We start from the raw sequence: 22127 nt of genomic DNA on the forward strand, positions 1-22127 counted from the left end.
GGCATGACGGATGAGGCTGTGGCGAGGCACCCGGACCTGGACGGCGATCCCTCGAACCGGACGGGTCTGTTCGCGGGCGCGGCGGTCGGGCTGGTCATCTGCGCCGTCGTCGGTGCCCTCGGCGGCTACCTGCTGGCCGGCGGCGGCGACCCGGAGCCGCCCTTCGACGCCGGGCGTACCACCCCGACGGTGGAGGCGACGGAGCAGTCGCCCCGGAGTACGCCGAGCCGGACCCCCAGCCGCCGGCCGAGCAGCACCCCGCCGCCGATCGGCCAGATGATCCTGCCCGACCTGGTCGGCAAGGACTTCCAGCGAGCCCGGGAGGAGTTGCGCGGGCTCGGCCTCGGGGTGCAGTTCGTCTTCGGCAGCGCGGGTGACGACCCGAGTGTCGCCAGTACCAACCCGAGGGGTGGCACCGCGGTGAAGCGGGGCATCACCGTACGGGTCACCGTGGTGGGCGCGGCACCGGAGGTGGTGGTACCGGCACTTGCCGGCGAGTCGTGCAAGCAGGCCGCACGGCGACTGGTCGACGACGGCCTCTATCCCAACTATCCGACCGGTGAGCGGGGCGAGGTACGCGACCAGGAGCCGCCCGGCGGTACGGTGCTGCGCTGGAACGACCGGGTCCGGCTCTACTGCTCCGACGGTCCCGTCTCCGGCGCAACGCCGACGCCGTAGCCCGGCTCTACTGCTCCGACGGTCCCGCCTCGGGCGGAACGCCGACGCCGTAACCCGGCTACCCAGCGTCGAACGGGCAGACACGCCCGGACTCGCGACGATGGTCGGCAGCACGTCCGGCCGGATAGGTTTGACGCGGTTCGCCTGGTCCGATGGCGAGAGGACGTGGCATGGCCGACGATCCGCGGCAGCCTCCGGACGACCGGGGTGTGGACGGAGACCGGGGCGTACCCGACGGCCGGCCGGAGGACGAGAGCCCGAGCGCGCCGCCCACCGACACCGGTGCCGGCCCGGACGACGCCACCCGGCTCGGCGAGACCGCTCAACAGCCCGGCGCCGCAGACGCCACCCGGCGTGGTGAGACTGTCCGGCAGCCCGGTCCGGACGATGCCACCCGGGTCGCTGAGACCGCCCAGCAGCCCGGTACGGCGGACGCCACCGCGCCGATCCCGCCCCGCGAGCCGGCCTGGTCCGGCCGGGCCGGAGTGCCGCCCCGGGGCGCGGATCCGCCCCGCCCGCCGCAGCCGGACTGGAGTTACGGCGCCGAGCCGGACGACCGGCGCTGGTGGATGCCGATCCTGCTCGGGACGGTGGCGGTGATCCTGCTCGGCGTCCTGGTGGTCGCCGGCTGGGCGATCGTCGACTCGGCCCGACGCGACGTACCCAGCTCGCCGTCCCCGGTGGTGACCACCTCGGCGGCGCCCACCACGCCCACCACCGCCCCGCCGACCAGCGCCGCGACGACGCCGAGCGCCACCCCGAGCGTCACGACCGGCGCACCGGTACTGCTGCCTCCGCTCGTCGGACTGTCCCAGCAGGAGGCGGTGGCGGAGCTGGAGCGGCTGGGGCTGGTGCCCCGGATCGTGCCGCGGACCTCCGGCCGGCCGCCGGGGACCGTGCTGGACACGGAGCCATCGACCGGTACCGAGGTCGAGCCGGGTGGCGAGGTCGTCCTCGTGGTCGCCGAGCCGCCGACCCCGCCGCCGAGCACGGCACCCGGTCCCACCGGCCCGACCCAACCCACGCCGGACGGCTGAGCCCTCGGCACCGCCACAGCCCCGGCAGGACCGGACGACCCAGGAACGATCTGGGCGAGGCGGGCATGAGCTAGGCGAGGCGGGCCCGAGCGGTCCGGTCGGGCGGCGTGCGAGAGGTGGCACGGTCGCCGGCCCGGAGACGGGTCCGGACCGGTCACCAGTAGCGGCGTCTGGTACCCACCATGACCAGCCCGACGGCCGAGATGACCAGGCCGAGCAGGCCGGAGTACGCCAGTGAACGCTGATAGCCCGGCGGCGGTCCGTCGGTGGACAGTGGTGGCCCGGCCCGCTGTTCCTCGGCACCGTCCGGTTCTCGGTCCCGACCGGCCGGAGCCGGGTAGGCATCCTGGTTGTCGTCCGGTCCGGTGGCCGGATCGGTGGCCTGGTCGGCGGTGCCGACGGCGTCCGGTGTCTCCCGGGCGCTCTGCGCCGGCAACCGGTGCCACGGCCCGGTGCGGCGGCCCAGCCAGCCCCGCTCGGTGTCGGCGGGGGCTGCCGAGGTGGCCGCCCCGCCGTGCCCGGAGGGGTCGGCGGGGACGGCGGGCCCCCGGTCGGGTTCGGGACGCCCCGCCTCGGCCGGCGGCGTCGGGCTGGCGGCCGGGTGTCGTACGGACGCCGGGCGGCTGATGCCGGTGCCGCTCGCGCAGCCGGGCAGGCCGACGGTGATCAGGATCAGCAACACGCTGACCCGCATGCTCCGACACGTCGTCCGGTGTCGGTCGGAGGTCTCAACGGCCATCGGCGGCTCCCAGGTGAGGGGCCCTCGACGACGTGCGGGTTGGTCAACCCGTGGGGTGGTACGCCCAGTCTAGGGCGGTGACCGGGGCGCCGCCCGGCGTTCGGCGGAGATGCGGCTCAGCCGACCCGGACCCGCGCGGCGAGCGTGCTGGAGTTGGTCCGGACGGGCCGCCGGGCCTGCGGGTAGTTGTGCCGCCCGGCGTTGGTCTGGAGCTGACGTAGCCCGTTGACCTGCACGAATATCGACCGTCGCTCGACCGCGTCGCCGCTCGGGTTGAGTTCGTAGCCGTCGAGCCAGACCCAGCCGTGGTAGGTCTGCCAGTCGTGCACCCGGATCACCCGGAAGTAGATCGGCTCGGCGAACTGGACGCTCGCCGCGCGGGTCACGTGGAGCACATCACCGGAACGGGGAAGGGGCACATCAGCTCCTGTCCGACTGGCGCCGGTCGGGTCCGGCGGGAGTGGCGGGCGGGGGTCTGGTGGATGGTCCTGAGCGGTTGAGGTCACACCAGGGGCCGGTCGGAGTGGGGCGTCGGCCGGGGCGATGCGTCGTTGCCATCACATCGCCCCGGCCAACACCTGTCGACTCCGGGACGCGCCAGCCGCCGTAGCGGCCCTGGCATACAGCGGCGGGGGCTCTTACCCCGGAGCGGGGCTTCTCGCCGTACCGCCGGCACGACCGTCCCCACGGTCAGGCGAGAATGGGGGAGCATTGCGTCGCCTGACCAGAGGGGAACGCTGCGTAGCCCGAGCCATACGGACAGGGTGCATCAAGAACATGATCAATGCAAGTTGCAGTTTGCCCTTTGCTCCGGGATGGCGATAGTGGTCTGTACGGCGCTTGATGCGCCGCGCGTCGAACCGGCAGACTGGACCCGGTTTCGGCCCCTGCGGCCGACAGGGTCATCGCTCCATCCGCCGCGAATGATCCCCCGCCGGTTGGCGGTCGAAGGCGCGGCGGCAATCCGACTCCCTAATTGATCGTCCGGAGGTGACCCGGTGACCGAGCGCCGGAGCCCGACCATCCGCCGCCGCCGGCTCGGAGCCGAGCTGCGCCAGCGCCGGGAGAAGGCCGGAGTCACGATCGAGGCCGTCGCCGAGTTGCTGGAATGTTCCGCGTCCAAGGTGTCCCGGATCGAGACCGGCCACACCACGGCCACCGTCCGGGACGTCCGGGACATGCTCGGCATCTACGGCGTGACGGGCGCCGAGTGCGACGAGCTGATCCAGATCGCCCGAGAGGCCCGACAGAAGGGCTGGTGGCATCCGTACAGCCCGGTGCTCGCCGGGGCGTACGTCGGGATGGAGGCGGCTGCCGCCTCGATCCGGGCGTACGAGCAGCAGACCGTGCCGGGGCTGTTGCAGACCGAGGAGTACGCCCAGGCGATGATCCGGTCCGCCCGGCCGGACTGGGTCGCCGAGGAAGTCGACCAGCGGGTGCGTGTCCGGTTGGGCCGTCAGTCGTTACTTGACCCGGACGATCCGATCGATCTGTGGGTGGTGCTCGATGAGGCGGTGATCAGCCGGCCGGTGGGCGGCGACGCGGTCATGCGGGCCCAGTTGGAGCGGCTGGTAGAGGCCGCTGACCTACCGAACGTCACGCTCCAGGTCCTGCCGTTCGACGCCGGTGCACACGCCGGCATGGACGGCACTTTCACCATCCTCGGCTTCCCCGAACCGGGCGATCCGGACGTGGTGTACGCCGAAAACGCCACGGGTGGGCTTTTTCTGGAGAAGCGGGATGAACTACAGAAGTACATATTTATCTTCGATCATATCCGCGCGGCAGCCCTACGCCCGGAGGAGTCCGTCGCGCTGATTTCGAAGTTGGCAGAGGAGCCATTGTGGAAGTGGAGACAAAGGGGTACCGCGTCGACCTGAGCGGGGCAGCCTGGCACAAGAGTTCGCGTAGCGGACCCAATTGTGACAACTGCGTCGAGGTGGCCTTCGCGGGCGGCGCGATCGCGGTACGCGACTCCAAGAACCCGACCGGGCCTGCCCTGATCTTCACGCCCGACGAGTGGGACGCGTTCGTCGGCGGTGCCAGGGACGGCGAATTCGACCTGACCTGACGGTCACGAGAACCGGCGACCAACCAACCTCTTTCAACTCCCCTTGCGGTCCGCACGTGGCCGCAGGTGAAAGTCGGGGCGTACGCGCCGCGTCGTTCAGGGTGAAGAGGGTTCAACCCAGCGCGGTCACCCGGTCAGCGCCGAAGCTGTCCGGATGGCCGCGCTGGCTGCGTTCCCGGCCCGGTGCACTGCGCCGAACCGGCGACCCGTGACCGGGTGGCCGGTGAGCAGGGACCCGTGACCCGTGAGCGGTCGGCGGAACCGGTGAGCCGTCGCCAGGGACCGGCCGGGTCGTTGTACCAGACGGCGGGAGTCGGCATGACCGACCGCCGCAGGGGGTTCGCAAACCGAGCGAGGCAGGCGAGACGGATGACGATCGGGTCGGAGAATCTGGGCAACGGTTCGGCCAAGCCGGAACGGTTCGGCGGCAAGTACCGGGGCGCCCGCCGGGACACCAGCACCACCGTGGAGGACGTGCCGGTCGACACCGACCTCGGGCCGTCTGAGGGCGTACCGGCGGAGCGGGTCGCCGAGCTGGGTGCCGGCCTGACGTCGGCGAGTCCGCCGGAGCGTACGCCGACGCTCCCGTCGCTGGACATGGGTGGACTGACCGAGCCGGTCTTCCCGCCGGCCGGCTGGCCGGACGTGCCGACCGAGCCGCTCGTCGACCATCCACTGTTGCGTGGACTGCTGCTGGAGCTGCCGCCGAAGGGCAGTGTCCCCGGCTCGCTCTGGCTCGACCGCTGGTTCGAGGCCGCCCGGGCGATCCTCGAACTGCTATACGTGCAGGACGCCAGCCGTACGCGATGAGCGCGACCGTACGGTGATCGCCCGCTCCACCAGCCGGCTGTGCCGCAGCGCGTGCCGTACCCCGATGGTGCCGACGACGAGTACCGCCGCGGTGAGCACCACCCCGATCATGCCCGGACTGGTCAGCGGCACCAGACCGGTGGCGGTGACCAGCGCCGGCAGCATGACCAGGCCGGTCACCTGCACCGGCAACGCGATCATCGGATGAGCGGCGGCGGCGCGCAGCGCGGGCGGGGCCGGGGTCTCCGGCGCCGAGGCGAAGGCGCCGGCACCGATCCAGAGCTGCCGTAGCCGGCGTACGGTCACCGCCGCGACGACCGCCGCGGGCACCGCCGGCAGCGCGAGCCCGACCGCGGTCCGGTCGGCGAGCGTCGGCTCCGCCTCGACCAGACCGGCCAGCAGTACCCCGGCCAGCCCGGCCAGGCCGGACCCGACCAGCGCGAGCAGCACTCCGGTACGCTGACGCAGCGGTCGCGCGGCCGGTAGCCGCGGCAACCCCTCGACGACGAGACCGGCCGCGAGCCAGACGGTGGCGATCGCGAGCAGGATGGCGAGGTCGGTGTCCATGCCAACAGCCTTGCCCGATTTCCGGCCGGGCGAATCCGGGCCCGCCCCCACCGATTCCCGGAGAATGCACCCGTAGGGGTGCGTGCCGGCGGCCCAACGCAGAGACAGTCATCTTTCCATAGAGATAGAACGTTCGGGATCTACTGTTTCGCAAAGGTTCTGACTAGTGTCAGCTCGATCGGTCGTACTGACCCGTCACTCAACGGGACGGGTGGTCGTGTACCGATCGGAGGGGAGGAGGGGAGATGAGTCTCCCTCGTAGGTCCGTTGTCGTCGGAGTGTCCACTCTGGCCATGATCGCCGCTGCCGCCCTGCCGGCCGCCGCGGCTCCACCGGAAGCACCTGTCCGGGGCGTCGGCAGCCCGAACGCCGTCGCCGACAGCTACATCGTGGTGTTCAAGGACACCTCGGTCGCCCGGGCCAACGTGTCGACGACGGCCCGGGGCCTGATCGGCAAGCACGGCGGCAAGGTGGGCCGCACCTACAGCGCCGCGTTGCGGGGCTTCGAGGTCAGCGTGTCCGGGCAGGCCGCGCGGCGGATCGCCGCCGACCCGAGCGTGGCGTACGTCCAGCAGAACCAGACGTTCCAGGTCACCGGCACCCAGCCGAACCCCCCGTCCTGGGGCCTCGATCGGATCGACCAGCGGAACCTGCCGCTGAACAGCTCGTACACCTACCCGAACACGGCGTCGAACGTGAACGCGTACGTCATCGACACCGGTATCCGGTTCAGCCACAGCGACTTCGGTGGCCGGGCGGTGAGCGGGTTCGACGCGATCGACGGCGGTACCGCCGACGACTGCCACGGGCACGGCACGCACGTCGCCGGCACGGTCGCCGGCACGTCGTACGGGGTCGCGAAGGGCCCACGGGTCTACGGCGTACGGGTGCTGAACTGCTCCGGCAGCGGCACCACCGCCCAGGTGGTCGCCGGGATGGACTGGGTCACCGCGAACGCGGTACGCCCGGCGGTGGCCAACATGAGCCTCGGCGGCGGCGCGGACAGCGCGATCGACACCGCGGTCAACAACTCCATCAACGCCGGCATCACCTATGTGGTGGCGGCCGGCAACGGGAACTCGCTGGGCGTGCGGCAGGACGCCTGCAACTACTCCCCGGCCCGGGTGCCAAACGCCATCACGGTCGGCGCGACCCAGAACAACGACGCGGCGGCGAGCTTCTCCAACTTCGGCACCTGCGTCGACATCCTGGCGCCGGGCGTCGGCATCACCTCCGCCTGGTCCACCAGCGACACCGCCACCAACACCATCAGTGGTACCTCGATGGCCTCGCCGCATGTGGCCGGCGCGGCGGCGCTCGTGCTCTCCGCCAACCCGACCTGGTCGCCGCAGCAGGTCCGCGACTACCTGGTCAACAACTCCACCCCCAACGTGGTGACCAACCCCGGCACCGGTACCCCGAACCGGCTGCTCTACGTGGTCAACGACACCCCGGTCAACGACTTCTCGGTCTCGGTCTCGCCGGGCGCCGGGTCGACGACGCCGGGCGGCTCGGTGTCGGCCACCGTCAGCACCGCCACCACGGCCGGTGCGGCGCAGTCGGTGACGCTCTCGGCGAGCGGCCTGCCGAGCGGCGCCACCGCCACGTTCAGCCCGGCCACGGTCACCTCGGGCGGCTCGTCCGCGCTGACCATCGCCACCACCGGCAGCACCACGCCCGGGACGTACCCGTTGACCATCACCGGCACCGGGGCGTCGGCCACCCGCTCCACCCCCTACACGCTGACGGTGACCGGTACCAGCACCGGCTGCACGGGCAGCAACACGACCGACGTGGCCATCCCGGACACCAACGTCAACGTGGTCAGCGGGATCACCCTCTCCGGCTGCAACCGGAACGCCTCCAACACGTCCACGGTGGCCGTGGACATCGTGCACACCTACCGGGGTGACCTGGTCATCGACCTGATCGCTCCGGACGGCAGCGCCTACCGGCTGAAGAACAGCAGCATCTTCGACAGTGCCGACAACGTGAACGCGACGTACACCGTCAACCTCTCCTCGGAGCCCGGCAACGGTCTCTGGCGGTTGCAGGTGCGGGACGTCTACTCCGGGGACACCGGCTACATCAACGCCTGGACCCTGACCCTGTAGTGCGCTGACGCCGCAGCGAGCGGGCCCCTTCCCCACCCGGGAAGGGGCCCGCTTCGTCGTCTCGGTGAACTAGAGGGTACGCAGGTGGAAGCCGCCGTCCACGTCGATCACCTGACCGGTGCTGAACGGCAGCAGGTCGGTGGCGACCGCCACGACGGCCCGGCCGACGTCGTCCGGCTGCCCCCAGCGCCGGATCGGGGTCAGGCCCTGGTTGAAGATCAGATCGTCGTACCGGGCCTTGACCGGGCCGGTCATGTCGGTCTCGACGATGCCGGGCCGGATTTCGTAGACGTTGATCCCGTGCTCGGCGAGCCGGGCGGCGTAGAGCTGGGCGGTCATCGCCAGCCCGGCCTTGGTGACGCAGTAGTCGCCCCGGTTGACGCTGGCCGTGTAGGCGCTGATCGACGAGATCACCACGATCTTCGGCCGTTCGACCCGCCCGGCGGCCTGCTGCGCGACCATCGTGTTGGCGACGAGCTGGATCAGGAAGTACGGCCCCTTGAGGTTGATGTCGACCAGCCGGTCGAAGGACTCCTCGCCGGCCTCCAGCAGGTCCGCCCGGACGCTCGGTGCCACCCCGGCGTTGCTGACCAGCAGGTCGATCCGGCCGAACGCCGCCGTCGTCTCGTCGACCAGGTGCCGCCGGTCGTCGGCCCGGGACACGTCGGCCCGGACCAGGTGCGCCCGGCCGCCCCGCGCCTCGACCTCCTTGCCGACCTCCGCCGCCGCGTCGGCGTTGCTGGCGTAGTTGACCACCACGTCGTACCCGGCGCCGGCCAGCGCCAGCACCACGCCCCGACCGATCCCGCGCGACCCACCGGTCACCACCGCCACCGGACGGCCGCTCATGCCGCCCCTCCGCTGCGCTCCGGGGCGTCATGAGGCTCATTGGCACTGAGCTGGCTGATTCGCTCGCTCCGCTCGCTCATGCGGTCACCGCCGACGGGCCGAAGAAGGTGTAGTACGGCTCGTCCCGGGCGACGCGCTGGAGATAGAGGGCCAGTTCCCGGGCGTGGTAGTCGCCCCACATGCTCGACTCGCCGTTCGGCACCCGCTGCCCGGCCGGTACGTGGTCCCAGCCATTCGGCCGGTGGTAGACCGAGTGCAGCAGCAGACCCTGGTGCCGGACGTCGATGCTCAGGTACGGCTCGCCGAAGAGCGTGTCGGCGACGGTCAGCCCGGCCTGCCAGTATTTCCGGCCCTGCTCGGTCCGGCCGGCCCGGTCCAGATAGCGGCCCAGCCGGAGCAGCCCCTGCGCCCCGATCGCCGCAGCCGAGGAGTCCACCGGCTCGTGCGCGTTGTACGGGTCGGCCGGCCGGTCCAGGTAGTCGCCGAGCCGCACCAGCCCGGGCGCACCGGTGTCCCAGTACGGCACGCCGTCGGTGGGGGTGTGCGCGAGGTAGAAGTCGCAGGTGGCGGTGGCGGCCCGGAGCAGTGTCGCCTCGATCTCGGCCCGGCCGCCGTACGGGGTCAGTTCGTCGTCGGAGAGGACGGCGAGGAACTCCAACTGCTCCGGGAAGCCGAGCATGGCCCAGGCCAGCCCACGGGTCCAGGTGCTGAACGGCGAGTACCCCTGCTGGGTGCTGGGGCAGCGGTAGCTGCCGTCGTTCACGTTGAAGATCGACTCGTGCGCGGTCCGCCCGGGGATGTCGTAGCTGTCCCGGCCCTCGCCGTAGTAGACGTTCCACCGGGCGGTGTTGCCGGCGTGCTCGACCAGCCGGCGCAGCAGCGAGATCCGTTCGTCCCGCTCGCCCATCAGCACGTGCCCGAGCAGGTGCGACACGGCGAGCGCCCGGCAGGACCGGATGGTGTCGACGAAGAGCGACTGCGGCCCGTTGAACGAGTAGACGTAGCCGGTGCCGTCCGCCGTGGTCTTCCAGCGGGCCGCCTGCACCGCACCGGTCAGCTTGAGCGCCAACTCGTAGAAGTCCCGCTCGGCCCGGTCGGCCGGGATCCGCCCCTCGTTCATCAGCCGCCACAGGTTCCCGTACGTGCTGACGTTGTTGAACCCGTGGTCGTGTACCCCGATGTGGCTGACGTGGCTGGCCATCACCGCCACGGTCTGCTCCCGCCCGGAGTCGAGGAACCGCCGCTCGTCGGTGGCGTCGAACTGGAGCAGCGCGGCACCGTACTGGAAGCCCTGGGTCCACTCGGTCCAGCCCCGCGCGGTGTACTGCCCGTCGACGGTGAAGACCGGCGAGGCGGCGCCGGGCGGGCAGGTCTTCTCGATCGAGTCGATCTTCTGGGCGGAAACCTCCCAGAGTCGGTCGAGCTTGGGTCGCAGCGCGGACGGGGTCAGGCCGTGGTCGATCCTCATCATCGGCCCAGCATAGGAAAGCGCTATCCCCTCCGACAGAGGGCATCTGACAGAGGGCAGTCGTGCGGACCGGACCGGTCCCGGGGCGCCCGCCGGCCGACGCCGGACGCCCCGGACCAGGTCGGCTACTCCCGCACCCCGGCGAGCTGGGCGGCCGGGGTACGCAGCGCCAGCACCGCTGGCACCAGACTGGACAGCACGGCGGCGAGCAGACAGCCGGCCGCGATCAGCGTGATCGGCAACCACGGCACGCTGACCTGCGGCTGCGCCACCAACTCGGCCAACCGGGCCTGCAACCCGGCCAGCATCGCCGCGGCCACCAGCGCGGCCAGCGTCGTACCGGCCAGCCCGACCAGCACCGCCTCCAGGCCGATCATCCGCAGCACCTGCCCGGGAGTCGCCCCGGTCAACCGCAGCACCGCCAGCTCCCGGCGCCGGTCGTTGGTCGCCATCACCAGCGTGTTCGCGATGGCGATGGCGGTGTAGAGCAGCGCCATCCCGAGTACCGCCAGCAGCGCCACCCGGTTCCGCTCGTACTGCACCGCGTCCCCCACCACCTGGTGCTCGGCGGTCGGCAGCACCTGACCGCCACCGGCAACGGCCGCCGCGTCGAGCGCCGCCGGATCGCCGCCGTCCAGGTAGACGACGTCGGCGCCGCCACCGGGCTGGTGCGCCCGGCCCAGCTCCCAGGGGAGCAGCAGGGTCCGGTCCAGGTCGATCGAGTCGGCGAGTACGGCCACCACCCGCAGCCGTACCTCGGTGGTGTCGGCGAGCCACACCTGGACCCGCTCGCCGAGCTGCCAGCCCATCGACCGGCTCACCGCCACGGTGTCCGTACCGGTCAACCCGTCGACCGAACCGGCCACGGTCGGCAGCCGCAGCACCCGGTCCAGCCCCGCCCCGACGTACCGGGCGGAGTACCCCTCGGCGTAGTCGTCGCTGTGCACGTACACCTCGGTCTGCCGGCTCGGCACGGCGGCGCGCACCCCGGCGACCCGGCCGAGCGCCGCGACGGTCGGCTCGGCCAGCCCGACCGGGCTGTTCGCGGTCGCCACGGCGCTGGCGGTGACCCGCTCCCGGGCGGAGCGCTGCTCGGCCTCCCAGAGCGTCGCGGTCAGCGACAGTGTGGTGGCCGCGATGCCGACGGTGACCAGGATCGGCGCGGCGGTGGCGGAGGTGCGGCGCAGCGCGCTCATCGCGCTCGACCGGGCGATCGTGCCGGTCTGCCCCCGCAACGGAGCGCCGAGCAGCGGCACGAGCAGCCGGATCAGCACCGGCGCGAGCAGCCCGGCGGCGGCCAGCCCCAACTGGGCGACCAGCATGACCATCGCCAGGCCGTCCGAGACCCCGATGTTCGGCAGCGCGGTGAGCAGCAGCACGGCGCCACCGAGGAAGAGCAGCCCGAACAGCCAGCGTCCCCAGCCCATCACCCGGGTGTCGACCGACGCCTCGCGCAGCGCCTCGATCGGGCGTACCCGGGCCGCCCGCCGGGCGGCGACTCCGGCGCCGAGCAGTGCCACCAGCAGCCCGACCCCGGAGGCGGCGAGCAGTGGCCAGAGGATGAACCGGGCCGTGAAGTCCTCCGGTGCGAAGCCGGACCGGGCCAGCCAGTGCGCGTACGGCGGCGCGGTGACCAGGCTGAGTGCGCTGCCGGCCAGCCCGGCCAGCACGCCGACGAGTACCGCCTCGCCGAGTACCAGCCGGCGGATCTGCCGGGGCGTCGCCCCGGACGTACGCAGCAGCGCGAACTCGCGCCGGCGCTGGGCGACCGCGAACGAGAAGGTACCGGCGACCACGAAGACCGACACGAAGGTGGCCACCCCGGCGGTGGTACCCAGCAGCGACGCCGCGATGGCCAGCTCGTCGCCGTCCGGGTCGGGCTCGGCGGCCCGCCGGTCGTCGCCGGTGAGCACCCGGAACCCGGGGGCGGCGGCGCGGACCCGCCCGGCCAGCGTACCGGCGGAGACCCCGTCGCCGGCCCGGAGCGCCACGGCGGTGATCCGGTCGCCGGCCAGCGCGGCGGCGGCCCGGTCGGTGACGAAGACGACGGCGGACCCATCCTCGTCGGCGGTGCCGGAGACCGGCGTCAGCACCCCGCTGACGGTGAACGTCCGTGGCCCGTCCGGGGTCTGCACCGGGATCCGGTCCCCCGGCCGGTGCCCGCCCGGCTCGGTCAGCACCACCTCGTCGTCCACCGTGGGCGGCCGGCCCACCAGCGGGGCGTACCCACCGAGCGCCGCACCCGACCACGGCCGGGCGATTCCGGCGGTACCGGCCAGGCCGACCGGCACCTGACGGTCGGGTACCGCCGAGGCGACCCCCGGCACCGTGCCGAGCCGGGCCGCCAACTCCGCCGGCACCGGCCGCGAGTACGCGGTACCGGTGGTCGAGGTGTACCGCTCGTCGCCGGTACCCGTGGTGACGCTGACCGACTTCGGCCCGGCCACCACCACGTCGGCGTTCCGGTACCACTGCGGGGCCCGATCCGTGCCGGTGACGCTGGCCGCCAGGGTCAGCCCGGTGGTGGCCAGCAGGCAGACGCCGAGACAGAGCGCGACGAAGGTACCGACGAACGCGGTCCAGCGACTCCGGAACGTCTGGCCGGCGAGCGTCAGCACGGCGCCACCCGCTCCACCCCGACCGCTCCTCGGCGATCCGCTCCGACGCCGTTCGGCACGAGGTGATTCGGTCCGAGGCGGACCGGTCCGAGCGGCGCCGGCTCCGGGGCGGCGGCCTCGGGTGCGGCCGGTTCCAGCGCGGTCATCCGCTCCGCCACCGCCGGTGCGGTCGGTTGCCGCAGTTCGTCCACCACCCGACCGTCGGCGAGGAAGACCACCCGGTCGGCGTACGCGGCGGCCACCGGATCGTGGGTGACCATCACGATCGTCTGCCCGGCCCGGTCCACCTGCCCGCGCAGCAGCCGCAGCACCTCGCGGCCGGCCGTCGAGTCCAGCGCGCCGGTCGGCTCGTCGGCGAAGAGCACCCGGGGCCGGGTGATCAGCGCGCGGGCGATCGCCACCCGCTGCTGCTGACCGCCGGAGAGCTGAGCCGGCCGGTGCCGGGCCCGCCCGGCCAGCCCCACCGCGGCCAGTGCGGCCCGGACGTCGCCCCGACGCGGCCGGCGCCCGGCCAGCCGCAGCGGCAGGGCCACGTTCTGTTCGGCGGTGAGCGCGGAGAGCAGGTTGAAGGACTGGAAGACGAAGCCGATGGTGTCCCGGCGCAGCAGCGTCAGCTTCGTCTCGGAGAGCCCGCCGAGGTCGACGTCGCCGACGGTGACGGTGCCGGCGGTCGGCCGGTCCAGGCCGGCCGCACACTGCAACAGCGTGCTCTTGCCGGAACCCGACGGGCCCATCACCGCCGTGAACGTGCCGTTCTCGAAGCCGAGGGTGACCCGATCCAGCGCGGTGACCGCGCCGTCGCCCGAGCCGTACCGTCTGCTGACCTCCGCCAGTCGCACCGCATCCATGACAGCTCGCACCGCATCCATGGCAGCGAGTCAATCGGACCGGGCAGCCCGAAACACTCCCGGCGACCGGCCTCTCCCGGGTAGGGGCAGCCCTACCCGGGAACGGACGGGCCGGTCAGACCGCGAAGGTGGCCGGGCGATCGCTCGCCGGTGCCGGCGGGGTCGCCTTCCAGATGCCGAGCCGCTGCGCGGTCAGCCGGGCCACGTACGCCGGGTTGAGCACCATGTAGCGGTGGAAGAGCCGCTTCGGCTCCAGGCCGAACCGCCACAGCCACTCCAGGCCGACCCGCTGCATCCACGGTGGTGGCTTGCGGAGCAGGCCGGCGTGGTAGTCGAAGGCCGCCCCGACCGCCATCAGCGGCATGTCGAGCAGCGGTCGCATCGCGTACGCGAAGACCTCCTGCCGGGGGCAGCCGAGCCCGACCAGTACGAGCCGGGCCCCGGAGGCGCGGATCCGGTCGGCGATCTCGGCGTCCTCGCCCAGGCGGGCCGGCCGGAACTTCGACGACTCCACCCCGGCGATCTTGAGGGCCGGGAACATCCGTTCCAACTCCGGGATCAGCCGGGCGAGGGTGTCGTCGGTGGAGCCGTAGAGGTAGACCGGCATTCCCTCGTCGGCGAACCTGGCCAGCACGCTCAGCGTCAGGTCGGGGCCGTAGACCCGTTCGGCCAGGGCGGCGCGGTGCAACAGGTTGAGCGCCCACCGGACGGGCTGCCCGTCCGGGGTGACCATGTCGAAGGCGTTGAGCCGGGCGTTGTGCGCCGGATCGAGCACCCCGGTCATCACCCCGTGCACGGCCAGCGCGGTCAGCGCCATCGGTCGACGCTCCCGCCCGGCGGCCACCACATGCTCGGTCGCGGCCTCGTAGTCGACCGCGTCGACCAGTACGCCGAGCACGTTCCGCTTACCCCGCGAGATCACAGTTTCCCCCTGCCTCGCTGGTCGCCGCCCTCACGGCCGAACCTTTTTCAACCTGGACCGCGCGGCGCCTGCGCCCCGACTTCCACCCGCGGCCACGACGGGCCGCCAGGGGAGGTTGAAAAGGTTCACTGCGGCACCCACTTGTCGACGTTGGCGGCGTGGATCTCCTGGAGGATCATCGGCACGTCGTAGACCTGCTTCCAGTGCGGGTAGTCGCGCTGGAAGGCGGCGTTGGAGCCGATCCACCACTGGTGGTCGCCGACCCGGTTGGCCTCGTGGTATTCCGTGGTCATTTCCTGCCCGGTGATCTGCTCGGCGAGCGCGAACGCCTCCAGGTGCGAGCAGTTCGAGTGCCGCCCGCCGCCGAGGTTGTAGACCGCCGCCGAGCGGGGCTCCCGGAAGAACGCCTCGAAGGCGGCGACCACGTCGTGACTGTGGATCGCGTCCCGGACCATCTTGCCCTTGTACCCGAAGATCTTGTATGTCCGGCGCTCCATGTTGCAGCGCATCAGGTATCCCAGGAACCCGTGCAGCTCGGTGGCGGAGTGCGCCGGACCGGTCAGCGTGCCGCCCCGGAAGCAGGCGGTCCTCATGCCGAAGTAGCGGCCGTATTCCTGCACCATCACGTCGGCGGCGACCTTGGAGGCGCCGAAGACCGAGTGCAGCGAGCCGTCGATCGACATGTCCTCCTTGATGCCGTCGAAGTAGGGGTGGTCCGCCGAGAGCTCCCAGCGGGTCTCCCGCTCGACCAGGGGGAGGCTGTTCGGCCGGTCGCCGTAGACCTTGTTGGTGGAGCAGTGGATGACCGGCGCGTCGATGCAGTGCTCGCGGACGTTCTGGAGGACGTTGAGCGTGCCGCCCGCGTTCACGTCGAAGTCGGTGAACGGGTCGCGCAGGGCCCAGTCGTGCGAGGGCTGCGCGGCGGTGTGGATCACCACGCCGATGTCGCGGCCATACCGCCGGAAGATCTCCGCCAGCGCGTCCCGGTCGCGGATGTCCACGTCGTGATGCGTGTACGCGTCACCGAGGTCGCTGGTGAGCCGCAGTACGTTCCACGCGGTGGACGCCTCCGCGCCGAAGAACCGCCGACGCATGTCGTTGTCGATTCCGACCACGTCCAGGCCGAGCCCGGCGAAGTGCCGGACCGCCTCGGATCCGATCAGGCCGCCGGATCCGGTCACCAACGCGACTGTCACACGTCACTCCTGGTTCGCCCTCGGGTCGGAAACCACCGGAGCATAGCGCGGTGGCGCCTTTGCCCCGATATGAACGAGGGGCCCCGTGTCACCACGGAGCCCCTCGAAGCGGTGGGGAAGGGGGGAGTTGAACCCCCACGCCCTTTCGGGCACACGGACCTGAACCGTGCGCGTCTGCCATTCCGCCACTTCCCCTTGCGAGGCGTGACCCGCGTCGCCCGTGCCCTCTCGACGAGAGACCCGGGACAACCCGACTCATCCCCGAGCGCGCCACAGGACAATAACAATTGTGTCCGGAGCCCGCTCTTCGGCATGTGCCGGGACATACTACGCTGTCCCTACTGCCGCTGTGGGCGTTCCCGCTCGCAGCGGATGGAAGAGTAGCACGACCAAACCCGGCCGCTGAGGAGAGGCCGGTAGCAGGCGGCCGAGCGGCGTGCGAGCCGCACGTGCGGCGGCCGGATACCATCATGTCCTCGGAACCCGAGGAGGAGCCGGTGAGCGTGCTGCAACGCTTTGAGAAGCGTCTGGAGGGCCTGGTCGAGGGGGCCTTCGCAAAGGTGTTCAAAGGGGTCGTGCACCCCGTCGAGATCCTCAACGCGATGCAGCGGGAGGCAGAGGCGCACAAGGCGATCCTCGCCGGTGGGCGCACTCTGGTACCCAACCGCTACGTGATCGATCTCTCGCCGTACGACCACAGTCGGCTGGCGCCGTACGCCGCCGCGCTGGCCCAGGAGCTGGCCCAGTCGCAGGCGGAGTTCATCGGCGAGCAGGCGTGGACGGTCTACGGCGACGTCATCGTCGAGATCGAGCGCGGGGACGGCCTCGACACGGGCATGTTCCGGGTCACCGCCGAGGTCTACACGGGCGGCGACGTGGCTCCGGTGCACTCCTCGCCGTACGACCAGCAGGGCCAGCCGGGCGGCTACCCGCCGTACGACCAGGGTGGCGGCTACGGCCCGCCGCCGGGACACGGCGCCGGTGGTCGCAACATCCGGCTCGTCTCCGGTGACGGTCGCACCTATCCCTTGCAGATGGGCTCGACCGTGATCGGCCGGGGTGACCAGGCGAACCTGCGGCTGCCGGACGTCGGCATCTCCCGCCGGCACGCCCGGCTCGACTTCGACGGTGCCCAGGTGGTGCTGACCGACCTCGGGTCGACCAACGGCACCATGGTCAACGGGCAGCGGGTCTCCGCCGTGGCGCTCAACCCGGGCGACATGATCCAGCTCGGCACCACCACCCTGACCTTCCGCGTGGACGGCTAAGCACCTTGCCCGCACTTGTCATTACCGTTGCCCGGATCGGCTTCATCGTCCTGCTGTGGATCTTCGTCTTCACGGTGGTCGGGGTGATCCGTCGGGACCTCTTCGCCGGCGCGAGGTCCAGTCGCCTCGTCGCCGCGCCGCGCGGGGTGGGGGCCGTGCTGGGACAGAACAAACCGGCGAAGGTCAAGCGGGGCCGGGCGGCGCACCAGTTGGTCGTCACCGCTGGCCAGCTCGCCGGCACGCGAATCACGCTCGGCGAAGCACAGATCACCATCGGCCGGGCGGAGGACTCCACGCTGGTGATCACCGACGACTACGCCTCGGCCCGGCACGCCCGGCTCGTGCCCCGATCCGGGCAGTGGTTCGTCGAAGATCTCGGCTCGACTAACGGGACCTACCTCGATCGCGCTAAGGTCACCGGACCTACCCCCGTCCCCCTCGGCGTGCCGATCCGGATCGGCCGCACTTCTCTCGAATTACGGCCATGACTCTGACCCTGCGTTACGCGGCGCACAGCGACCGCGGGCTGATCCGAGACGGCAACCAGGATTCCGTCTATGCCGGGCCACGGCTTCTCGCCGTGGCCGATGGCATGGGCGGGATGGCCGCCGGTGACGTCGCCAGCAACATCGTCATCGGTGCCATGGCCCCGCTCGACGAGGACGTCCCAGGTGACGCCCTCGTCGACGCGCTGCGGTCGGCCGTGGACACCGCCAACCAACAGTTGCGCGACACCGTGGACGCCAATCCGCATCTCGAGGGGATGGGCACCACGCTCACCGCTCTGCTCTTCTCGGGCAGCAAGATCGGCATGGTGCACATCGGTGACTCCCGCGCCTACCTGCTCCGCGATGGCGAGTTCGCCCAGATCACCAAGGACGACACGTACGTCCAGATGTTGGTCGACGAGGGCCGGATCAGCCTGGAGGAGGCGAGCAGCCACCCGCAGCGGTCGCTGCTCACCCGGGCACTGGACGGTCGCGACATCGACCCCGAATACTCCGTACGCCAGGTGCGTACCGGTGACCGCTACCTGATCTGTAGCGACGGGCTCTCCGGCGTGGTGAGCGCGGAGACCATCGCGGACACCATGCGCGGCCTCCGGGACCCCCAGGCGTGCGTCGAGCGGCTGGTGCAGCTTGCGCTCCGGGGCGGCGGCCCAGACAACATCACCGTGATCATCGCGGACGCCACCGACCAGGACATCCTGGAGGCGGCCCCGATCGTCGGCGGCGCGGCCTCCCGGGACCGGGGCATGGCGACCTCGGCCGACGACTCGACACCGGCCGCCCGGGCCTCGGCGCTCTCCCCACCGCGGCCGGCGAGCCCGGAGCCGGCCGAGCCCGAGCCGGCCGCCGACGACGAGTCGATGCGTCCGCGCCGGCACCCGCTGCGCACCGCCGTACTCGTGGTGGCGCTGCTCGGGGTGGTCGGCGCGGGGTTCTGGTTCGGCTGGGACTACACCCAGCGGCAATATTATGTCGGCGCCACCGACGACGGTCAGCTCGCGGTCTTCCAGGGCGTTCCCGGCCGGATCGCCGGGCTCGACCTGTCGAACGTGCACGCGACCAGCCCGACGAAGCTGGACGACCTGACCGACGCCGCCCAGGAGCAGGTGAAGCAGGGCATCCAGGCCGACGACGAGCCCGACGCGGAACGCCGGCTCGCCGAGCTGACCAACGAGGATCCGGGCAATCCCAACCTGAAGCCGCTCTGCCAGCCGAGCGCCACGCCCGGCCCCACCCCGACGCCGAGCGCCACCACCCCGACCCCGTCCGCGCCCACCCCTACCCCCGGCCAGACCGTGCGGGCGACCGCCACTCCGGCGGACACGCCCGACGCGCCACCGTCCGACCCGATCCCGCCGGTCACCGACCCTGCGGGATGCCGGTCGATCGAGTGAGCGTCAGCTCCGACGATCCGAGGGATATCACGTGACCGCCCCGCCTGGATCGGCATCGACGCCCGCGCCCACGGGCGAGCTGCCACGTGTCCGATTCGCCGCCAGGTCCAGGCGGAATGCTGAGCTGGCGCTGCTGCTGCTGGCCATGGTCGTGGTGGCGGCGTACGCGGCGACGGCCGAGGCGAACCTGCTCGACACGGTGACGTTCGACTTCTGGGTGCCGATCGCGTCGATCACCGCCGTCTTCCTGGCGATCCACGTGGTGGTCCGGTTCCTGGCGCCGTACGCCGATCCGGTGCTGGTGCCGGCGGTCGCCCTGGTCAACGGCCTCGGCGTGGCCTTTCTCCGGCGGCTCGACCTCGGCCGGGCCACCCCGGACGAGCGGGCCGACCTCACCATGTTCTCCGGCACCGGTGGGCGGCAGTTGGCCTGGACGCTGATCTCGGTGGCGCTCGCCGCCGGGCTGCTGGTGCTGATCCGGGACCACCGGGCGATCTCCCGGTACGCCTACACCCTGGTACTGGCCGGCATCGTGCTGGTGATCACCCCGGCGCTGCTGCCCGCCAAATACTCGCAGGTCAACCCGCAGTCGGACGCCAAGCTCTGGATCAGCGTCGGCGGGTTCACGATCCAGCCCGGTGAGTTCGCCAAGCTGGCCCTGCTGGTCTTCTTCGCCTACTACCTGGTCCGCAAGCGCGAGGTGCTCTCGCTGGCCAGCCGGCGTTTCCTCGGCATCGACTTCCCGCGCGGCCGGGACCTCGGCCCGGTCATCGTGGTCTGGCTGATCAGCCTCGCGGTGCTGGTCTTCCAGAAGGACCTCGGCACCTCGCTGCTCTACTTCGGCATGTTCGTGGTCACCCTCTACATCGCCACCGAACGGGTCAGTTGGCTGATCATCGGTCTGCTGCTCTTCTTCGGCGGTGCCGTGCTCGCCTGGTATCTCGGCAGCACTGTCGGCGGGCCGTTTGCCAGCTTCTACACCCGGGTCGACATCTGGCTCGACCCGTACGGCGACCCGTACGGCACGGGCTGGCAGACCCTGCAAGGACTGCTCGGCCTGGGTACCGGTGGGCTCTTCGGGACCGGTCCGGGTGCCGGGCAGCCGACGGAGATTCCCGAGGTGCACACGGACTTCGTCTTCGCCGGGTTGGGTGAGGAGATCGGCCTGTTCGGGCTCTCCGCCCTGCTGGTGATCTACCTGCTGATCATCGAGCGGGGTCTGCGGGCCGCGCTGGCCGTCCGCGACTCGTTCGGCAAGCTGCTCGCCGGAGGCCTCTCCTTCACGGTCTGCCTCCAGCTCTTCGTGATCATCGGTGGCGTCAGCGGCCTGATCCCGCTCACCGGCCAGACCACGCCGTTCCTCTCCGCCGGTGGCTCGTCGCTGATGGCGAACTGGCTGCTGGTCGCGGCCCTGCTCCGGATCTCCGACGCCGCGCGCCGGCCGGTCGACTCCACGTCGCCGGCCCGGCCCAGCGGGGTACCCGCCGGACCGCCGGCCCAGTTGCACGGCGCCACAACGGAGGTGATCAGACCGTGAACGCACCGTTGCGCCGGGTGGGCGTCGTCGTGATGGTCCTGTTCGGCCTGCTCTTCGTCAACCTCAACTACGTACAGGCGTACAAGGCCGACGAATATCGCAACAGCGACTACAACGGCCGGGTCCAGGTTGCCGAGTACGAGCGCAAGCGCGGGATCATCGAGGCCGGCGGTACGCCCCTGGCGACCAGCAAGGAGACGGGCGGAAAACTCAACTTCCTCCGTACCTATCCCAAGGGCGAGGTGTACGCGCACGCGCTCGGGTACAAGCCGGTCAACCTGGCCGACACCGGCATCGAGAAGAGCGAGAACGACTTCCTCGCCGGCACCAGCGACCAGCTCTTCGGCGACCGGGTGCGGGACATCTTCACCGGCAACCAGACCGCCGGCGGGAACATCCTGCTCACCCTCTCACCCCGGGCCCAGGAGACCGCGTTCCGCGAGCTGGCCGACAACCGCAACGGCGTGACCAAGGGCGCGGCGGTGGCGCTCGACCCCACCACCGGGGCGATCCAGGCGCTCGTCTCGATGCCGAGCTTCGACCCGAACCCGCTGGTCGACCACGACACCGAGAATGCCCAGGCCGCGTACGACCGGCTGGACGCCGCCAAGGACGGCCCGCTGAAGAACCGGGCACTCTCCGAGACCTTCCCGCCGGGTTCCACCTTCAAGGTCATCACCTCGGCCGCGGCACTGGAGAACGGATACGACCCGGAGACCCGGATCCCGGCCGGCCCGAGTTACCTGGCCCCGACCGCCGGACAGGAGATCCGCAACGCGGTGCCGAGCATCTGCCCGCAGGCCCAGGTGACCCTGACCACGGCGTTGACCGACTCCTGCAACACCGGCTTCGCCCAGCTCGGCGTCAAGCTCGGCGCCGACAAGCTCAAGGACGAGGCCCGCCAGTTCGGCTTCGAGGACGACGATCTGGCCGCGGGCCGGCTCAACGGGCCGGGCCAGAAGGTGGCGGCCAGCCGTACCGGTGGGATGGTGACGCCGGCCGGCAACGACGATCCGCCGTTGGTGGCCCAGTCCTCCATCGGGCAGAACGACGTCCGGATGACCCCGTTGCAGGGCGCGCTGATCGCGGCCACGGTGGCCAACGACGGGCGCCAGATGCGGCCCTACCTGGTGCAGCAGCAGCTCGGCCCGGACCGCACCACCGACTACTACACCGCGGCCCCCCGGGAGCTGCGCGAGCCGGTCAGCGCCGACGTCGCCCGCCAACTCCAGGACATGATGGTCAGCGTGGTGCAGAACGGCACCGGTACCAACGCGAGGATCAACGGATACCGCGTCGGCGGCAAGACCGGTACCGCCGAGACCGGCGGGAACAGCACCGACCACGGCTGGTTCATCGGGTTCGCGATCAACAGCGCCGGTAAGCCGATCTCCGCGGTCTGCGTCTTCCTGGAGGCCGCCGGGCCGGGTGGCAGCGCCGAGGCGGCGCGGATCAGCCAGCAGATCATGCGGGCGGTCATCGCCGACCGGGGAGGCCGCTGA

20 protein-coding genes and 1 tRNA gene are annotated in these 22127 nt (G+C 71.5%); 11 read left to right on the top strand and 10 right to left on the bottom strand.

Annotated features, from left to right (window positions below):
- Positions 1-3 precede the first annotated feature (3 nt).
- Together Pma05_RS23300 and Pma05_RS23305 are read left to right on the top strand one after the other, a co-directional pair.
- On the top strand, positions 4-678 hold the full coding sequence (locus tag Pma05_RS23300) for a PASTA domain-containing protein (RefSeq protein WP_203859591.1): 675 nt from the start codon (positions 4-6) through the stop codon (positions 676-678).
- Positions 679-848: 170 nt separating this feature from the next.
- Complete coding sequence (locus Pma05_RS23305; RefSeq protein ID WP_203859592.1) at positions 849-1715, top strand: Stk1 family PASTA domain-containing Ser/Thr kinase; 867 nt, start codon at positions 849-851, stop codon at positions 1713-1715.
- 154 nt (positions 1716-1869) lie between these two features.
- Here Pma05_RS23305 and Pma05_RS23310 read toward each other — a convergent pair whose 3' ends face one another.
- Positions 1870-2409, bottom strand: a complete 540-nt coding sequence (locus Pma05_RS23310) for a hypothetical protein (RefSeq protein WP_203859593.1) — start codon at positions 2407-2409, stop codon at positions 1870-1872.
- A gap of 161 nt (positions 2410-2570) precedes the next feature.
- Entirely contained in the window at positions 2571-2873 is a 303-nt protein-coding gene (locus tag Pma05_RS23315) for a hypothetical protein (protein WP_239312925.1), read from the bottom strand.
- 579 nt (positions 2874-3452) lie between these two features.
- On the opposite strand from Pma05_RS23315, the gene Pma05_RS23320 reads away from it, so the two are divergent.
- From Pma05_RS23320 to Pma05_RS23330, 3 genes are all read left to right on the top strand, one after another.
- Complete coding sequence (locus Pma05_RS23320; RefSeq protein WP_203859594.1) at positions 3453-4334, top strand: helix-turn-helix domain-containing protein; 882 nt, start codon at positions 3453-3455, stop codon at positions 4332-4334.
- Positions 4298-4525 carry a DUF397 domain-containing protein gene (locus tag Pma05_RS23325; protein ID WP_372441539.1) on the top strand — a complete coding sequence of 76 codons (228 nt, stop codon included), beginning with the start codon at positions 4298-4300 and terminating at the stop codon, positions 4523-4525. Before Pma05_RS23320 ends, Pma05_RS23325 begins: the two co-directional genes overlap by 37 nt.
- A gap of 369 nt (positions 4526-4894) precedes the next feature.
- Positions 4895-5335 (top strand): hypothetical protein, encoded by a 441-nt coding sequence (locus Pma05_RS23330; RefSeq protein WP_203859595.1) that lies wholly within the window; start codon positions 4895-4897, stop codon positions 5333-5335.
- On the opposite strand, the gene Pma05_RS23335 is transcribed toward Pma05_RS23330, so the two are convergent.
- Entirely contained in the window at positions 5303-5902 is a 600-nt protein-coding gene (locus Pma05_RS23335; protein ID WP_203859596.1) for a hypothetical protein, read from the bottom strand. The genes Pma05_RS23330 and Pma05_RS23335 overlap by 33 nt on opposite strands.
- 245 nt (positions 5903-6147) lie before the next feature.
- Here Pma05_RS23335 and Pma05_RS23340 point away from each other — a divergent pair, with 245 nt between their 5' ends.
- Complete coding sequence (locus Pma05_RS23340) at positions 6148-8016, top strand: S8 family peptidase (protein WP_203859597.1); 1869 nt, start codon at positions 6148-6150, stop codon at positions 8014-8016.
- A 69-nt stretch (positions 8017-8085) separates the two neighbouring features.
- On the opposite strand, the gene Pma05_RS23345 is transcribed toward Pma05_RS23340, so the two are convergent.
- From Pma05_RS23345 to Pma05_RS23375, 7 genes are all read right to left on the bottom strand, one after another.
- Complete coding sequence (locus Pma05_RS23345; protein WP_203859598.1) at positions 8086-8865, bottom strand: 3-ketoacyl-ACP reductase; 780 nt, start codon at positions 8863-8865, stop codon at positions 8086-8088.
- A 76-nt stretch (positions 8866-8941) separates the two neighbouring features.
- A complete protein-coding gene (locus tag Pma05_RS23350; RefSeq protein ID WP_203859599.1) occupies positions 8942-10336 on the bottom strand; it encodes a hypothetical protein in 1395 nt (464 codons plus the stop codon).
- Positions 10337-10458: 122 nt separating this feature from the next.
- Positions 10459-12951, bottom strand: a complete 2493-nt coding sequence (locus tag Pma05_RS23355; protein WP_203859600.1) for an FtsX-like permease family protein — start codon at positions 12949-12951, stop codon at positions 10459-10461.
- Entirely contained in the window at positions 12945-13799 is an 855-nt protein-coding gene (locus Pma05_RS23360; RefSeq protein ID WP_239312927.1) for an ABC transporter ATP-binding protein, read from the bottom strand. Before Pma05_RS23360 ends, Pma05_RS23355 begins: the two co-directional genes overlap by 7 nt.
- Positions 13800-13914: 115 nt before the next feature.
- A complete protein-coding gene (locus Pma05_RS23365) occupies positions 13915-14721 on the bottom strand; it encodes a WecB/TagA/CpsF family glycosyltransferase (protein ID WP_203859602.1) in 807 nt (268 codons plus the stop codon).
- Between the two features lie 125 nt (positions 14722-14846).
- A complete protein-coding gene (locus Pma05_RS23370) occupies positions 14847-15917 on the bottom strand; it encodes an NAD-dependent epimerase/dehydratase family protein (RefSeq protein WP_203859603.1) in 1071 nt (356 codons plus the stop codon).
- 112 nt (positions 15918-16029) lie between these two features.
- Positions 16030-16112 (bottom strand) — tRNA-Leu (locus Pma05_RS23375).
- A 275-nt stretch (positions 16113-16387) separates the two neighbouring features.
- Here Pma05_RS23375 and Pma05_RS23380 point away from each other — a divergent pair.
- The 5 genes from Pma05_RS23380 (at position 16388) to Pma05_RS23400 (ending at position 22127) form a co-directional block, all read left to right on the top strand.
- Positions 16388-17185, top strand: a complete 798-nt coding sequence (locus tag Pma05_RS23380; protein ID WP_203859604.1) for an FHA domain-containing protein — start codon at positions 16388-16390, stop codon at positions 17183-17185.
- Between the two features lie 5 nt (positions 17186-17190).
- Positions 17191-17673: an FHA domain-containing protein FhaB/FipA gene (locus Pma05_RS23385; RefSeq protein ID WP_203859605.1), complete on the top strand. Its 483-nt coding sequence runs from the start codon at positions 17191-17193 to the stop codon at positions 17671-17673.
- Positions 17670-19088, top strand: coding sequence for a PP2C family protein-serine/threonine phosphatase (locus Pma05_RS23390; RefSeq protein ID WP_203859606.1), 1419 nt, complete (start codon positions 17670-17672; stop codon positions 19086-19088). The genes Pma05_RS23385 and Pma05_RS23390 overlap by 4 nt, the downstream gene beginning before the upstream one ends.
- 145 nt (positions 19089-19233) lie before the next feature.
- A complete protein-coding gene (locus Pma05_RS23395) occupies positions 19234-20625 on the top strand; it encodes an FtsW/RodA/SpoVE family cell cycle protein (RefSeq protein ID WP_203859680.1) in 1392 nt (463 codons plus the stop codon).
- Positions 20622-22127, top strand: coding sequence for a peptidoglycan D,D-transpeptidase FtsI family protein (locus Pma05_RS23400; protein ID WP_203859607.1), 1506 nt, complete (start codon positions 20622-20624; stop codon positions 22125-22127). The genes Pma05_RS23395 and Pma05_RS23400 overlap by 4 nt, the downstream gene beginning before the upstream one ends.

This window comes from Plantactinospora mayteni, from assembly GCF_016862935.1.
In the GTDB taxonomy this organism is placed as follows: Bacteria; Actinomycetota; Actinomycetes; order Mycobacteriales; family Micromonosporaceae; genus Plantactinospora; species Plantactinospora mayteni.

Coding starts and splice junctions, on each gene's coding strand:
- Pma05_RS23300 (WP_203859591.1), top strand. CDS start 4: ATGACGGATGAGGCTGTGGCGAGGCACCCGGACCTGGACGGCGATCCC.
- Pma05_RS23305 (WP_203859592.1), top strand. CDS start 849: ATGGCCGACGATCCGCGGCAGCCTCCGGACGACCGGGGTGTGGACGGA.
- Pma05_RS23310 (WP_203859593.1), bottom strand. CDS start 2,409: ATGCGGGTCAGCGTGTTGCTGATCCTGATCACCGTCGGCCTGCCCGGC.
- Pma05_RS23330 (WP_203859595.1), top strand. CDS start 4,895: ATGACGATCGGGTCGGAGAATCTGGGCAACGGTTCGGCCAAGCCGGAA.
- Pma05_RS23335 (WP_203859596.1), bottom strand. CDS start 5,902: ATGGACACCGACCTCGCCATCCTGCTCGCGATCGCCACCGTCTGGCTC.
- Pma05_RS23340 (WP_203859597.1), top strand. CDS start 6,148: ATGAGTCTCCCTCGTAGGTCCGTTGTCGTCGGAGTGTCCACTCTGGCC.
- Pma05_RS23345 (WP_203859598.1), bottom strand. CDS start 8,865: ATGAGCGGCCGTCCGGTGGCGGTGGTGACCGGTGGGTCGCGCGGGATC.
- Pma05_RS23350 (WP_203859599.1), bottom strand. CDS start 10,336: ATGATGAGGATCGACCACGGCCTGACCCCGTCCGCGCTGCGACCCAAG.
- Pma05_RS23360 (WP_239312927.1), bottom strand. CDS start 13,799: ATGGATGCGGTGCGACTGGCGGAGGTCAGCAGACGGTACGGCTCGGGC.
- Pma05_RS23380 (WP_203859604.1), top strand. CDS start 16,388: ATGTCCTCGGAACCCGAGGAGGAGCCGGTGAGCGTGCTGCAACGCTTT.
- Pma05_RS23390 (WP_203859606.1), top strand. CDS start 17,670: ATGACTCTGACCCTGCGTTACGCGGCGCACAGCGACCGCGGGCTGATC.
- Pma05_RS23395 (WP_203859680.1), top strand. CDS start 19,234: ATGGTCGTGGTGGCGGCGTACGCGGCGACGGCCGAGGCGAACCTGCTC.